The sequence below is a fragment of the Streptomyces sp. NPDC054765 genome, assembly GCF_053612065.1.
The window spans coordinates 1-13,871 of sequence record NZ_JBSHBP010000113.1 but is presented as its reverse complement, the minus strand read 5'-3'; the positions used below and the strand labels follow the sequence as shown (position 1 = coordinate 13,871).

At 70.6% G+C, this 13,871-nt stretch carries 12 protein-coding genes; 5 read left to right on the top strand and 7 right to left on the bottom strand.

Going from position 1 to position 13,871, the window contains the following annotated elements:
• Positions 1–164 precede the first annotated feature (164 nt).
• The 4 genes from ACWGJY_RS36225 to ACWGJY_RS36210 form a co-directional block, all read right to left on the bottom strand.
• Positions 165–1,280, bottom strand: coding sequence for a GuaB3 family IMP dehydrogenase-related protein (locus ACWGJY_RS36225; RefSeq protein WP_453265149.1), 1,116 nt, complete (start codon positions 1,278–1,280; stop codon positions 165–167).
• A 115-nt stretch (positions 1,281–1,395) separates the two neighbouring features.
• Positions 1,396–2,898: an IMP dehydrogenase gene (guaB, locus tag ACWGJY_RS36220; RefSeq protein WP_453265148.1), complete on the bottom strand. Its 1,503-nt coding sequence runs from the start codon at positions 2,896–2,898 to the stop codon at positions 1,396–1,398.
• Between the two features lie 138 nt (positions 2,899–3,036).
• On the bottom strand, positions 3,037–3,612 hold the full coding sequence (locus tag ACWGJY_RS36215) for a sigma-70 family RNA polymerase sigma factor (protein WP_043264857.1): 576 nt from the start codon (positions 3,610–3,612) through the stop codon (positions 3,037–3,039).
• Positions 3,613–3,891: 279 nt separating this feature from the next.
• Entirely contained in the window at positions 3,892–4,503 is a 612-nt protein-coding gene (locus ACWGJY_RS36210; RefSeq protein ID WP_003948568.1) for a response regulator transcription factor, read from the bottom strand.
• A 379-nt stretch (positions 4,504–4,882) separates the two neighbouring features.
• Here ACWGJY_RS36210 and ACWGJY_RS36205 point away from each other — a divergent pair, with 379 nt between their 5' ends.
• Positions 4,883–5,215: a WhiB family transcriptional regulator gene (locus ACWGJY_RS36205; protein WP_453265147.1), complete on the top strand. Its 333-nt coding sequence runs from the start codon at positions 4,883–4,885 to the stop codon at positions 5,213–5,215.
• 229 nt (positions 5,216–5,444) lie between these two features.
• Here the strand turns inward: ACWGJY_RS36205 and ACWGJY_RS36200 are convergent, their stop codons facing one another.
• The gene (locus ACWGJY_RS36200) at positions 5,445–6,356 is read right to left on the bottom strand and encodes a LysR family transcriptional regulator (RefSeq protein ID WP_453265146.1); all 912 of its coding nucleotides are present in this window, start codon (positions 6,354–6,356) and stop codon (positions 5,445–5,447) included.
• A 158-nt stretch (positions 6,357–6,514) separates the two neighbouring features.
• On the opposite strand from ACWGJY_RS36200, the gene ACWGJY_RS36195 reads away from it, so the two are divergent.
• From ACWGJY_RS36195 to ACWGJY_RS36185, 3 genes are all read left to right on the top strand, one after another.
• The gene (locus tag ACWGJY_RS36195) at positions 6,515–7,180 is read left to right on the top strand and encodes an MOSC domain-containing protein (RefSeq protein WP_453265145.1); all 666 of its coding nucleotides are present in this window, start codon (positions 6,515–6,517) and stop codon (positions 7,178–7,180) included.
• 268 nt (positions 7,181–7,448) lie between these two features.
• Complete coding sequence (locus ACWGJY_RS36190) at positions 7,449–8,222, top strand: SDR family NAD(P)-dependent oxidoreductase (RefSeq protein WP_453265144.1); 774 nt, start codon at positions 7,449–7,451, stop codon at positions 8,220–8,222.
• 304 nt (positions 8,223–8,526) lie between these two features.
• A complete protein-coding gene (locus tag ACWGJY_RS36185; protein ID WP_453265151.1) occupies positions 8,527–9,546 on the top strand; it encodes a hydroxyacid dehydrogenase in 1,020 nt (339 codons plus the stop codon).
• Between the two features lie 166 nt (positions 9,547–9,712).
• Here the strand turns inward: ACWGJY_RS36185 and groL are convergent, their stop codons facing one another.
• Positions 9,713–11,338 (bottom strand): chaperonin GroEL, encoded by a 1,626-nt coding sequence (gene groL / locus ACWGJY_RS36180; RefSeq protein ID WP_453265143.1) that lies wholly within the window; start codon positions 11,336–11,338, stop codon positions 9,713–9,715.
• A gap of 134 nt (positions 11,339–11,472) precedes the next feature.
• The gene (groES, locus tag ACWGJY_RS36175; protein ID WP_006604922.1) at positions 11,473–11,781 is read right to left on the bottom strand and encodes a co-chaperone GroES; all 309 of its coding nucleotides are present in this window, start codon (positions 11,779–11,781) and stop codon (positions 11,473–11,475) included.
• Positions 11,782–12,295: 514 nt separating this feature from the next.
• Here groES and ACWGJY_RS36170 point away from each other — a divergent pair.
• Positions 12,296–13,648 carry an FtsW/RodA/SpoVE family cell cycle protein gene (locus ACWGJY_RS36170; protein WP_453265150.1) on the top strand — a complete coding sequence of 451 codons (1,353 nt, stop codon included), beginning with the start codon at positions 12,296–12,298 and terminating at the stop codon, positions 13,646–13,648.
• Positions 13,649–13,871: the final 223 nt, after the last annotated feature.

The following is a 13,871-nucleotide window of genomic DNA, read 5'->3' as shown; positions in this document are numbered from 1 at the left end:
GTGCGGACGTAAAGCGAAGCAGTCCGCACACCCACCCCTCCGGCCCCGCCACCGGCACCCACCACCCACATCGGGACCCACCCCACACAACCAACCCCGCCCCCGCCGAAGGCGGGAAAAAACCACAGAAAGCACAACGACGGGGTCACCCGGCAACGTGGGAACTACCGCCGCGGAGCGACGGTCACCTCCACCCGCTGGAACTCCTTCAGCTCCGAGTACCCGGTCGTCGCCATCGCCCTGCGCAACGCACCGAAGAAGTTCATCGAGCCGTCCGGGACCGTGGACGGCCCCAGCAGCACCTCCTCCGTCGTGCCGACCGCACCGAGGTCCATCCGCTTGCCGCGCGGCACGTCCTCGTGGACCGCCTCCATGCCCCAGTGGTGGCCGCGGCCGGGCGCGTCCGTGGCGCGGGCCAGCGGGGAACCCATCATCACGGCGTCGGCACCGCAGGCGATCGCCTTCGGGAGGTCGCCGGACCAGCCCACGCCGCCGTCGGCGATGACGTGGACGTAGCGGCCGCCGGACTCGTCCATGTAGTCGCGGCGGGCGGCCGCGACATCGGCGACCGCGGTCGCCATCGGGACCTGGATGCCCAGGACGTTACGGGTGGTGTGCGCGGCGCCGCCGCCGAAGCCGACCAGCACACCGGCCGCGCCGGTACGCATCAGGTGCAGCGCCGCGGTGTACGTGGCGCAGCCGCCGACGATGACCGGGACGTCCAGCTCGTAGATGAACTGCTTGAGGTTCAGCGGCTCGGCCGCCGAGGAGACGTGCTCGGCGGAGACGGTCGTACCGCGGATGACGAAGATGTCCACGCCCGCGTCGACGACGGCCTTGGAGAACTGCGCCGTACGCTGCGGCGACAGCGCGGCGGCGGTCACCACGCCCGCGTCCCGCACCTCCTTGATCCGCTGCCCGATCAGCTCTTCCCTGATCGGCGCGGCGTAGATCTCCTGGAGCCGCTTGGTGGCCGCGGCCCCGTCCAGCTCCGCGATCTCGGCGAGCAGCGGCTCCGGGTCCTCGTACCGGGTCCACAGGCCTTCCAGATTGAGGACGCCCAGGCCGCCCAGCTCACCGATACGGATCGCGGTCTGCGGGGAGACCACCGAGTCCATGGGAGCGGCCAGGAACGGCAGCTCGAAACGGTAGGCGTCGATCTGCCAGGCGATCGAGACCTCCTTCGGGTCGCGGGTGCGGCGACTGGGTACGACGGCGATGTCGTCGAATGCGTATGCCCGGCGGCCGCGCTTGCCGCGCCCGATCTCGATCTCAGTCACGTGTGTGGCCTTTCCCTCTACGTCTGCGGTTCCAGTATCCCCGACACACCGAAGCCCGCGGCCGGGGTGCGGCCGCGGGCTTGTGCACGCGTACGGGCAGTGCCGTACGCGCAGGTCAGCGCCGAGTGTAGTTCGGCGCCTCGGTCGTCATCTGGATGTCGTGCGGGTGGCTCTCCTTGAGGCCCGCGGAGGTGATGCGGACGAAGTGGCCCTTCTCCTTGAGCTCGGGGATGTCGGCGGAGCCGACGTAGCCCATGGAGGCGCGCAGTCCGCCGACGAGCTGGTGGGCGACCGAGGAGAGCGGGCCGCGGTAGGGCACCTGGCCCTCGATGCCCTCGGGGACCAGCTTGTCCTCGGACAGCACGTTGTCCTGGAAGTAGCGGTCCTTGGAGAAGGAGCGGCCCTGGCCGCGGGACTGCATCGCGCCCAGCGAGCCCATGCCGCGGTACGACTTGAACTGCTTGCCGTTGATGAAGACCATCTCGCCGGGCGACTCCTCGCAGCCGGCCAGCAGCGAGCCCAGCATCACCGTGTCCGCGCCGGCCGCGATGGCCTTGGCGATGTCACCGGAGAACTGCAGACCGCCGTCACCGATCAGCGGCACGCCCGCGGCGTTCGCCGCCTTCGCCGCCTCGTAGATGGCGGTGACCTGCGGGACGCCGACGCCGGCCACGACGCGGGTGGTGCAGATGGAGCCGGGGCCGACGCCGACCTTGATGCCGTCAGCACCCGCGTCGATCAGCGCCTGGGCGCCGTCACGGGTGGCGACGTTGCCGCCGACGACATCGACGCTGATGTTGGACTTGACCTTGGCGATCATGTCGAGGATGCCGCGGCTGTGGCCGTGCGCGCTGTCGATGACGAGGAAGTCGGCACCGGCCTCGACCAGCGCCTGCGCCCGGTCGTACGCCGCGTCGCCGACGCCCACCGCGGCGCCGACGACCAGCCGGCCCTCGGCGTCCTTGGCGGCGTTCGGGTACTTCTCCGCCTTGACGAAGTCCTTGACGGTGATCAGGCCCTTGAGCACGCCCGCGTCGTCGACCAGCGGCAGCTTCTCGATCTTGTGGCGGCGCAGCAGCTCGATGGCGTCCTCGCCGGAGATGCCGACCTTGCCGGTGACCAGCGGCATCGGCGTCATGACCTCGCGGACCTGACGGCTGCGGTCCATCTCGAAGGCCATGTCGCGGTTGGTCACGATGCCCAGCAGCTTGCCCGCGGCGTCGGTGACCGGCACACCGCTGATCCGGAACTTGGCGCACAGCGCATCGGCGTCGGCGAGCGAGGCATCCGGGCGGACCGTGATCGGGTCGGTGACCATGCCGGACTCGGAGCGCTTGACCAGGTCGACCTGGTTGGCCTGGTCCTCGATGGACAGGTTGCGGTGCAGTACGCCCGCGCCGCCCTGCCGCGCCATGGCGATGGCCATCCGTGCCTCGGTGACCTTGTCCATCGCCGCGGACAGCAGCGGGATGTTCACCGTGACGTTGCGCGAGACCCGGGACGCGGTGCTCACCGCGTTCGGCAGCACCTCCGACGCACCGGGCAGCAGCAGCACGTCGTCGTATGTCAGCCCGAGCATGGCGAATTTGGCGGGCATACCGTCGACGTTGTCACTCATGACACCTTCCCCAATGCTCTTGCCTCAGCGCGGACTCCCATGCTAACGGCCTAAGGAAGTGTCCCAATCCACGAGCGATGAGGGCCTTGTCACTTGTGCATTTCTACGGCGAAATCCCGCCGTGGGCAGCGGGATCTGCTATTGCTCGGCGAGCGCCCGCAGCCTGCTCAGCGCACGGTGCTGGGCGACCCGCACCGCACCGGGCGACATCCCCAGCATCTGCCCGGTCTCCTCGGCCGTCAGCCCGACGGCGACCCGCAGCAGGACCAGCTCGCGCTGGTTCTCCGGAAGATTCGCCAGCAGCTTCTTGGCCCACTCGGCGTCGCTGCTCAGCAGCGCCCGCTCCTCCGGGCCGAGGGAGTCGTCCGGCTGCTCGGGCATCTCGTCGGACGGCACGGCCGTGCTGCCCGGATGCCGCATCGCGGCCCGCTGCAGATCGGCGACCTTGTGGCCGGCGATGGCGAAGACGAACGCCTCGAAGGGCTTGCCGGTGTCGCGGTAGCGCGGCAGCGCACAGAGCACCGCAACACACACCTCCTGCGCCAGGTCCTCGACGAAGTGCCGCGCGTCACCCGGCAGCCTCGACAGCCGGGTGCGGCAGTAGCGCAGCGCAAGGGGGTGCACATGAGCCAGAAGGTCGTGGGTGGCCCGCTGGTCACCCTCGACGGCACGTGCGACGAGAGCGCCGATTTCCTGCTTCCCGTCATCACGCATCGGACCATGGTGCCTTGGCGCCGCACGATCCGCGGCATCAGGTCCGTACTTGTGCACAGAAGCGTTATGCGCGGCAGGTGCGCCGGCTGTCATGTCCTGCGCCCTCCCCTCGTGCCCGACCGACCCGTCCCCGAGGAACTCCATACCTCAAGGATGCGGCACCGCGCGGCGAATCGGACCGCCGGCGGACGCGGCGGCTTGCGGGGCACCTCGCCACCCCGCCCGCCACCCGGCGGGCGGGGATCTTCACTCCCCCGCATCGCTGCACGTCACAACGCCTTAGCGGACCAGTCCCCAGCGGAAGCCCAGGGCCACCGCATGCGCCCGGTCGGAGGCGCCGAGTTTCTTGAAAAGGCGCCGGGCGTGGGTCTTGACCGTGTCCTCCGACAGGAACAGCTCACGGCCGATCTCGGCGTTCGAACGGCCGTGGCTCATGCCCTCCAGCACCTGGATCTCCCGCGCGGTGAGCGTGGGCGCGGCGCCCATCTCGGCGGACCGCAGCCGGCGCGGGGCGAGCCGCCACGTCGGGTCAGCGAGCGCCTGGGTCACCGTCGCCCGCAGCTCGGCGCGCGAAGCGTCCTTGTGCAGATAGCCGCGGGCACCGGCGGCGACCGCGAGCGCGACACCGTCCAGATCCTCGGCCACCGTGAGCATGATGATCCGGGCGCCGGGATCGGCGGACAGCAGCCGGCGCACGGTCTCGACACCGCCGAGACCGGGCATCCGTACGTCCATCAAAATCAGATCCGAGCGATCGGCGCCCCAGCGGCGGAGGACTTCCTCGCCGTTGGCCGCGGTCGTCACACGCTCGACGCCGGGCACGGTCGCAACCGCCCGACGGAGCGCCTCTCGGGCAAGCGGGGAGTCGTCGCAGACGAGGACGGATGTCATGACCGCCCTCCGCAGCTGATGCGCGTCACCTTGAGCCTCCAGGCTGGTACGTATCGTCACCTGTGCGATTGGCGGCCTCGGACATCTGCCCGACGACTACCTCTGCCAACCGCCTCCGCACTCTCAACGACGGTCACCCGAAAGAGTTACGGCTTCGGCGACCGAGTTCAACACGCTCCGTGAGGAGCCGGATACACAGACGACTCGTCGGGCGAACGGCATCCGCGCGTGCACCCTATGCCCTATTTGGCTCTCTTTCTTCCATTTTCATGGTGACTATGACTAGATTCGCAATGAGTCATATTTACATCTACTTCGACAGTAGATGTACCGTCGTGAGCACCGAGCCCGAATCAGCACCGCTTCGAGGGGACAAGCAATGGCAGATTTCTCCCGCCTCCCGGGCCCCAACGCAGATCTCTGGGACTGGCAGTTGCTCGCCGCCTGCCGCGGTGTGGACAGCTCGCTCTTCTTCCATCCCGAGGGTGAGCGCGGAGCGGCCCGCAGCGCGCGTGAGACATCGGCGAAGGAGGTCTGCATGCGCTGCCCGGTACGGGCCGAGTGCGCGGCGCATGCCCTGGCCGTCCGCGAGCCCTACGGGGTGTGGGGCGGCCTGACGGAGGATGAACGCGAGGAGCTCATGGGCCGGGCCCGCCACCGGCTGGTCCCCGCGTCCTCCATGACCGGTCCCACGGGCGTCCCCGGCGCCTGAGCTTCAGGAGTGCATCACCCCTGAAGAAACGTTCCTGCATGGCTGCACGGTTGTGTGCCCGCAGGGTGGTGGCCGGATTGCTGCCGTGCGAGGCCAGGACGGTGCGAACAGGCCGTACGTCGGACCCGATGGACCCGGCGGGCCGTACGGACAGGGGCAGGGGCAGGGGTTTCCGGCGCAACGATGGGCCGACAGGAGCCGCGGCCGGGTACGGGCGGGCTCGGGTCTCTCAGCGCCCCGCGGCATCCGCCAGCCGGTCGAGCGTGGCCTCGACGGCGGGGACATGTGCCAGGTCCGGCAGCGTGAGCGCGACGATCTCGCGGTGCACGGCGGGTTCCATCCGTATCGCCGTGGCACCCTTGGGGCGTACCGACTCCAGGGTGAGTTCCGGCAGCGCGGCGACTCCCAGGCCGGCGCCGACCAGGCCGATCACCGCCGGATAATCGTCGGTGGCGAAGTCGATGCGCGGGGTGAAGCCCGCACTCTCGCAGACCTCCACGAGATGCCTGCGGCAGCGGGGACAGCCCGCGATCCAGGCCTCGTCGGCCAGCTCGGCGAAGTGCGCGGCACCCGCCTTCGCCAGCCGGTGGCCGTCCGGGACCAGGCCGATCAGCCGGTCCGCCAGGATCGGCCGCACCACCAGGTCGTCCCACTCCGCCCCGGCCGCCGGGTCCGCGCCGCGCACCTCCGGATAGCGGAAGGCCAGCGCGATCTCGCAGTCGCCGTTGCGCAGCATCTCGATCGAGCGCGGCGGCTCGGCCTCGACCAGCGAGACGCGGGTCCCCGGGTGTGCGGCGCGCATCTTCGCCAGGGCGGTCGGCACCAGCGTCGAGCTGCCGGAGGGGAAGGACACCAGCCGCACCCGGCCCGCCCGCAGGCCCGCGATGGCCGCGATCTCCTCCTCGGCGGCGGTGAGCCCGGCCAGGATGCCGACGGCGTGCCGGACGAGCGCCTCGCCCGCCTGGGTCAGCCGCATCTCGCGGCCCGCACGGACCAGCAGCGGGGTGCAGGCGGACTGCTCCAGGGCCTTCATCTGCTGGCTGACGGCCGGCTGGGTGCAGCCCAGCTCGCGCGCGGCGGCGGAGAACGAGCCGGTCCTGGCGACGGCGCGCAGCACACGGAGATGACGGGCCTCGATCATGATTTAAGCATAAGCGCGTCTTGGGTTGACCGGGCAAAATGAAGTCGAAGCTTTTGGGCGGGAGGGCCGGCGTGGGCCAGGGATCGAGGGCACACGTGCACCGGGAACGCCCGGCGGGCCCTTCCACGGATCATGCCGATCGAGCAACGGAGCGCCATATGAAGCTGCTGACCGTGAACCTGGGACGGCCCACCCCGTCCGAGCACACCGATGCCGAGGGCGGCACGGGCATCGACAAACGGCCCGTGGACGGCCCGGTGGCGGTCACCGCCCCCGGTCCCAAGGGCACCGGAGGCAGCGGGCTGGCCGGCGACACGGTGGTCGATCTGCGCTTTCACGGCGGCGACGACCAGGCCGTCTACGCCTATGCGCGGGAGGATCTGGACGACTGGCAGCGGGAGCTGGGCCGCGAGCTGGCCAACGGGGTCTTCGGCGAGAACCTCACGACCTCGGGCGTCGAGGTCACCGGCGCCCGCGTCGGTGAGCGCTGGCGGGTCGGCCCGCAGCTCCTGCTGGAGGTCACCTCGCCGCGTATCCCCTGCCGCACGTTCCACGGGTGGCTCGGTGAGCACGGCTGGAACAAACGGTTCATCCAGGCTGCGGTGCCCGGCGCGTATCTGCGGGTGATCGAGCCGGGCGAGATCCGCGCGGGGGACGCCGTCGAGGTGGTGCACCGCCCACATCACGAGGTGACGATCGAGCTGATGTTCCGGGCCCTGACCCTCCGGCGGGAGCTGCTGCCGCGGCTGCTGGCGGCGGGCGCGGCGCTCCCGGAGGAGGCGCGGCTCACGGCGCTGAAGTATGCGGGGCGGGCGGGGGATTGAGCCGCGGCCGGTAGGGGGGCTGCACGGCTCGGGGAGCCGGGCGGGGCGGCGCCCCGGGGGCCGGGGGCGAGCCGTACCAGCCGGGGGCGACGGGCCGTCAGAGCCGGGACCCACAGGCACTCAGAGCCGGTTGCCGCAGGCCTCAGGGCCGGTTGCCGCAGGCCCCCAGGGCCGGTTGCCGCAAGGCGTGACGCTCGTCGTGCGCGCGCGGCCGCGCCGCCGGGGGGAGGGGCTCGGGCGTCGTGCCCGGGGCGGATAGCGTGCCCGTATGACGACTGCATTGATCACGGGAGCGACGGCGGGCATCGGCGCGGCGTTCGCCCGGCGGCTGGCGAGCGACGGCCATAGCGTGGTGCTGGTCGCGCGCGACGAGAAGCGACTGCACGAGCAGGCCACCGAGTTGCACGACCGGCACGGCATCGAGGCCGAGGTGCTCAGCGCCGATCTGTCCACCGAGGAGGGCATCGCGGCCGTCGAGGCGCGGCTGTCGGACACCAAACACCCGGTGGATCTGCTGGTGAACAACGCCGGCTTCGGCAACAAGGGCGAGTACCTCGAAGTCTCGATGGCCGACGAGCTGACGATGCTGAAGGTGCACTGTGAGGCCGTGCTGCGGCTGACCACGGCCGGGGTGCGCGGAATGCGGGACCGGCGGCGGGGCGCGGTGGTCAATGTGGCCTCGGTGGCGGCGTTCGTACCGCGCGGCACCTATGGCGCGAGCAAGGCGTGGGTCGTGCAGTTCACGCAGGGGGCCGCGCGGGATCTGGCGGGCAGCGGGGTGCGGCTGATGGCGCTGTGCCCGGGGTTCGTACGGACCGAGTTCCACCAGCGGGCCGGGATGGGGACGGACAACATCCCCGGGTGGATGTGGCTGGACGCCGACAAGCTCGTCGATGCCGCGATGAAGGACCTGACGCGGGGGAAGTCGCTCTCCATTCCCGACCCTCGGTACAAGGCGCTCATGGGCGCCGTGAAGCTGGCGCCCCGTGGGGTGCTGGGGAGCATGACGTCCCGTACGGGCCGGAAGTACGGGCCGCGCTGAGGCGGTGTCGCTTCCTGCGCGGCCAAGGAGCGGTGACGTCGCGGGGCGTCTCTCCGATGCGGGTCGCGGTGGCGTGGGGCCGTGGCGTGCGGTGACGGGCGGTGACGTGCACCGGCCGGGGCCAGGACCGCCGTTCTCCGGCCGGGGCTGGATGGTGGCGGATTCGCTCCTCTAGGCTCGGCCGCGGTCCGGCCGGCCGGGCGACCGCGAAGGAGCACCGTTCCCCACCATGCACCCCACCCCTGACAGTGCCCCCGCCTCTGACAGCGCCCCCGGACCTGACGGTGCCCCCGGACCTGCGGAAATGCCGCCGGTCCGGCCCACGTTGCTGCTGTCGATGGGCCCCGGCATCGCCGAGCGGCTGCTCGATGCCCGCCACCACACCCGCCTCACGGCCCTCGCCCGCACCGACCCACGCCTCGTCGCACACGATCTGGCCACCCCCACCCCCGAGGTCGCCGCCGCCCTCGCCGGCGCCGAGGTCCTCCTCACCTGCTGGGGCGCCCCGCCGCTCACCGGCCGGGTGCTGGCAGCGGCCCCCCGGCTGCGCGCCGTCGTCCACGCCGCCGGCTCGGTCAAACACCACCTCACCGACGCCTGCTGGGAGCGCGGCATCGCCGTCACCTCGGCCGCCGACGCCAACGCGCTCCCGGTCGCCGAATACACCCTCGCCGCGATCCTCTTCGCCAACAAGCGCGTGCTGCACTCCGCCCACCGCTACCGGGGCCTGCGCACCCCGCACGACTGGCACCGCGAACTCGCCACCGCCGGAAACTACCGCCGCACCATCGGCGTCATCGGCGCCTCCCGCATCGGCCGCCGGGTCATCGAGCTGCTGCGCCCGTTCGATCTGCGCGTCCTGCTGTACGACCCGTACGTGGACGCCGCCGAGGCCGCCCGGCTCGGCGTGACACCGGCCCCGCTCGACGCCCTCTGCGCCGGCAGCGACGTGGTGACCGTGCACGCCCCGCAGCTGCCCGCCACCCGCCATCTGCTCGGCGCCCGCGAACTGGCCCTGCTGCCCGACGGCGCCACCCTGGTCAACACCGCCCGCGGCTCCCTGGTCGACGGGACGGCCCTGCTCGCCGAGCTGGTCACCGGCCGTCTACAGGCCGTCCTCGATGTCACCGAACCCGAACTCCCGCCCTCGGATTCGCCGTTGTACGAGCTGCCGAACGTCCTGCTGACGCCGCATGTGGCGGGGTCGCTGGGCACCGAACTCCACCGCCTGGCCGACCACGCCCTGGACGAACTCGAACGCTACGCCCGGGGCCGCCCGTTCACCGGTCGCGTACGGCCCGAGCATCTGCACCACTCGGCCTGACCTCCGGCCGGACGTCCGCGCCGGCAGCTCGGACCGGCAGCTCGGACCGGCCGCGGCGGCGGGGCACCGCCCCCGGTCCGCGTCCTCACCCACGAAAGACCCGGCCCCCGCACACCGCGGGGACCGGGTCTCGTACGTCAGGCAGCGAGCTGCCCGGCGCTATGCGTCAGTGCGCGTGCCCGTGACCGTGACCGGCCTCGGCCGCCTCCTCCTCCGCGGGCTTCTCGACGACCAGGGTCTCGGTCGTCAGCAGCAGCGAGGCGATCGACGCGGCGTTCTCCAGGGCGGAGCGGGTGACCTTCACCGGGTCGATGACGCCGGCCTTGACCAGGTCGCCGTACTCGCCGGTGGCGGCGTTGAAGCCGTTGCCCTTCTCCAGCTCGGAGACCTTCGCGGTGATGACGTAGCCCTCCAGGCCGGCGTTCTCCGCGATCCAGCGCAGCGGCTCGACGACGGCGCGACGGACGACGGCGACACCGGTGGCCTCGTCGCCCTCCTTGCCGAGGGAGCCTTCCAGCACCTTGGCGGCGTGCACCAGAGCGGAGCCACCACCGGAGACGATGCCCTCCTCGACCGCGGCGCGGGTCGCGGAGATGGCGTCCTCCAGACGGTGCTTCTTCTCCTTGAGCTCGACCTCGGTGGCCGCGCCCACACGGATGACACAGACGCCACCGGCGAGCTTGGCGAGGCGCTCCTGGAGCTTCTCGCGGTCCCAGTCGGAGTCGGTGGACTCGATCTCGGCCTTGATCTGGGCAACGCGGCCGGTGACGTCCTCGGACTTGCCGCCACCGTCGACGAGGGTGGTGTCGTCCTTGGTGACGGTCACCCGGCGGGCGGTGCCGAGCACGTCCAGACCGGCCTGGTCGAGCTTGAGGCCGACCTCCTCGGCGATGACGGTCGCACCGGTGAGGGTGGCGATGTCGCCGAGCATGGCCTTGCGGCGGTCACCGAAGCCGGGGGCCTTGACGGCCACGGCGTTGAAGGTGCCGCGGATCTTGTTGACGACCAGGGTCGACAGGGCCTCGCCCTCGACGTCCTCGGCGATGATCAGCAGCGGCTTGGAGGCACCGGCCTGGATGACCTTCTCCAGCAGCGGCAGCAGGTCCTGGATCGAGGAGATCTTGCCCTGGTGGATCAGGATGTACGGGTCCTCGAGGACGGCCTCCATACGCTCCTGGTCGGTGACCATGTACGGCGAGAGGTAGCCCTTGTCGAAGGCCATGCCCTCGGTGAAGTCGAGCTCCAGACCGAAGGTGTTGGACTCCTCGACGGTGATGACACCGTCCTTGCCGACCTTGTCCATCGCCTCGGCGATGAGCTCGCCGACCTGCTTGTCCTGCGCGGACAGGCCGGCCACGGCGGCGATGTCGGACTTGTCGTCGATCGGGCGGGCGGTCGCGAGGAGCTCCTCGGACACGGCCTTGACGGCGGCGTCGATGCCCTTCTTCAGGGCAGCCGGGGACGCGCCGGCGGCGACGTTGCGCAGACCCTCGCGGACCAGCGCCTGGGCCAGCACGGTGGCGGTGGTGGTGCCGTCACCCGCGATGTCGTTGGTCTTGGTCGCCACCTCCTTGACGAGCTGGGCGCCGAGGTTCTCGTACGGGTCGTCGACCTCCACCTCACGGGCGATGGTGACGCCGTCGTTGGTGATGGTCGGGGCGCCGAACTTCTTGTCGATGACGACGTTGCGGCCCTTGGGGCCGATCGTCACCTTGACCGTGTCGGCAAGCTTGTTGACGCCGCGCTCAAGGGCGCGACGGGCGTCCTCGTCGAACTTAAGGATCTTCGCCATGGGTTGCTTCAAGTCCTCTCATTGCGATCCTCGGCCACGACGTGGGGACCGCTGTCGCTCAAACGAACTGCGCCCCTGCCCCGGTTGTTTAGACGCGGGAACCAGGGGCGCAGATCAGGGCAAAACCGGGTGACTTACTTCTCGACGATCGCGAGGACGTCGCGAGCCGAGAGAACGAGGTAGTCCTCGTTGTTGTACTTCACTTCGGTGCCGCCGTACTTGCTGTAGAGAACGACGTCGCCGACGTTCACGTCGAGCTCGATGCGCTTGCCGTCCTCGACACGGCCCGGACCCACGGCCAGGACGACGCCCTCCTGGGGCTTCTCCTTGGCGGTGTCCGGAATGACCAGGCCCGAAGCCGTGGTCTGCTCGGCGTCGAGCGGCTGGACCACAATGCGGTCCTCGAGCGGCTTGATGGCAACCTTGGAGCTGGTGGTCGTCACGATCCGACCTCCCCCTTCGGAGATCTCACGGGGTTAACTGTCTGAGGTGGCGACCAGGTGGATCCGTCGTCGCGGGTGCCGGACCTGCCCGTCGCTGTGTTCTGGCACTCCCCACTGGAGAGTGCCAACGCCGAGACTATGACGCGGTTAGCACTCGGTCAAGCGGAGTGCCAGCGCGGCGGGGTGCGCTTCCTTCCGCGCCGGTTGACCGGCCGTACGGAGCCACGCCCGCCCGGCGGTCCGCACACCGCCGGTTACGGCCATCTGCGGCGCGTCCGGGAGCGGATTACCGGCCGCTTTACCGGAAGGTTCTTATCAAATCGGACACACCTTCCCGTTCCCTCGCAACCACGCCCCCGGCTGCCTCGTCTACTTCCCCGACTGCCAGGCCGACGACCCGGGCACATCCCGGCCGGCCGGCGGCCTTGACGATCAGTGGCGGAGGAAACCCGTGCGTGGAATGACCAGCGTTCCCCGGGCGGCCCGGCGGCCGGAGACAGACGTCGAGCGCACCATGACCTTCGCCGCGCTGGCCCAGGCACCGGACCGCCGGCGGGCCGAGGCATGGCTGCTCGCCTTCGCCGTGCTGATCGCGGACTTCGGCTACGCCTGCACCGGCCTGTCGATGACCGGCCGGCTGCCCGGCGGACTGGCCGGGTTCGCCCTCAGCATGTTCTTCGTGGCGCTGGTCCCGCATCTGGTGGTGCGCCGCTGCGCGCCCCGCGCCGATCCGCTGATCCTGCCGCTGGCGACCCTGCTGACCGGGATCGGCCTGGTGCTGCTGCACCGCCTGGACATGACCTATGCGCAGACACCGCGACTGAGGATCGCCGAGGCGGCGAGCGGACAGCTGGTGTGGACGGTGATCGGGGTGACGGTCTGCATCGCGATCCTGCTGGTGCTGCGCGATCACCGCGTCCTGCAGCGCTACATCTATCTGACGATGGTGGTCGCGCTGGTGCTGCTGATGGCACCGGCCTTCTTCGGCGCCGACATGTACGGCGCGAAGCGCTGGATCCTGCTCGGACCGCTGTCACTGCAGCCCGGCGAGTTCGTGAAGATCATGATCTCGGTGTTCTTCGCCGGCTACCTCACCGTCAACCGTGATGCGCTGGCGCTGGCGGGACGCCGCGTCATGGGCATCCGGCTGCCCCCGGGGCGGCAGCTGGCGCCGATCTTCACGATCTGGGCGGTCAGTCTGCTGGTGCTGATCTTCGAACGGGACCTGGGCACCTCGCTGATCTTCTTCGGGGTCTTCGTGATCATGCTGTACATGGCCACCGACCGCACCAGCTGGGTGGTGTGCGGCTTGCTGATGGCCGTCGTCGGCGCGGCCGTGGTCGGCTCCCTGGAACCGCACGTCCACGGCCGGGTCATCGCCTGGCTCGACCCCATGCGGGCCTTCACCAAGGAGGGCATCGCGGCGGGCATGTCCAACCAGCTGGGCCAGGCGCTGTTCAGCTTCGGCAGCGGCGGCCTCTCGGGCACCGGCCTGGGCCAGGGCCACCCGGAGCTGATCGGCTTCGCCGGCAACAGCGACTTCATCCTCACCACCGTCGGCGAGGAGATGGGGCTGGCCGGGGTGACGGTCGTGATCATGCTGTACGTGCTGCTCGCGCAGCGCGGCCTGCGGGTGGCCCTGTCCGCCCGCGACCCGTTCGGCAAACTCCTCGCGGTCGGGCTCTCCGGGGCCCTGCTCCTCCAGGTCTTCGTGGTCGCCGGCGGCGTCACCGGCCTGATCCCGCTGACCGGCAAGGCACTCCCGTTCCTCGCCAAGGGCGGCTCGTCGCTGGTGGCGAACTGGGTGATGGTGGCACTGCTGCTACGGATCAGCGACCATGCGCAGCGCCGGCGTGAGCCGGCGTGAGCCTGGCGTGAGCCCTCCCACGTTTTCGGCTTTCCCGCCGTGGGGCTTCTCGCCGTTGCGCCTGCGGCCCTTCCGCTGCGCTGTGCCGCTTCCCCACGTTTTCCGCTTTCCCACCATGGCGGTTGCTCGCCGTTGCGCCTGCGGCGGGCGGGTGCTTGTCGGGTGCGGTGACGGGCCGGAGGGGCAGGGTGTCCGGACTGCTTCGCTTTACGTCCGGACACCC

Excerpts from the sequence above, each read along its gene's own strand:
- guaB (WP_453265148.1), bottom strand. The coding sequence starts at position 2,898 with ATGAGTGACAACGTCGACGGTATGCCCGCCAAATTCGCCATGCTCGGG.
- ACWGJY_RS36215 (WP_043264857.1), bottom strand. The coding sequence starts at position 3,612 with ATGCGTGATGACGGGAAGCAGGAAATCGGCGCTCTCGTCGCACGTGCC.
- ACWGJY_RS36210 (WP_003948568.1), bottom strand. The coding sequence starts at position 4,503 with ATGACATCCGTCCTCGTCTGCGACGACTCCCCGCTTGCCCGAGAGGCG.
- ACWGJY_RS36205 (WP_453265147.1), top strand. The coding sequence starts at position 4,883 with ATGGCAGATTTCTCCCGCCTCCCGGGCCCCAACGCAGATCTCTGGGAC.
- ACWGJY_RS36200 (WP_453265146.1), bottom strand. The coding sequence starts at position 6,356 with ATGATCGAGGCCCGTCATCTCCGTGTGCTGCGCGCCGTCGCCAGGACC.
- ACWGJY_RS36195 (WP_453265145.1), top strand. The coding sequence starts at position 6,515 with ATGAAGCTGCTGACCGTGAACCTGGGACGGCCCACCCCGTCCGAGCAC.
- ACWGJY_RS36190 (WP_453265144.1), top strand. The coding sequence starts at position 7,449 with ATGACGACTGCATTGATCACGGGAGCGACGGCGGGCATCGGCGCGGCG.
- ACWGJY_RS36185 (WP_453265151.1), top strand. The coding sequence starts at position 8,527 with ATGCCGCCGGTCCGGCCCACGTTGCTGCTGTCGATGGGCCCCGGCATC.
- groL (WP_453265143.1), bottom strand. The coding sequence starts at position 11,338 with ATGGCGAAGATCCTTAAGTTCGACGAGGACGCCCGTCGCGCCCTTGAG.
- ACWGJY_RS36170 (WP_453265150.1), top strand. The coding sequence starts at position 12,296 with ATGACCTTCGCCGCGCTGGCCCAGGCACCGGACCGCCGGCGGGCCGAG.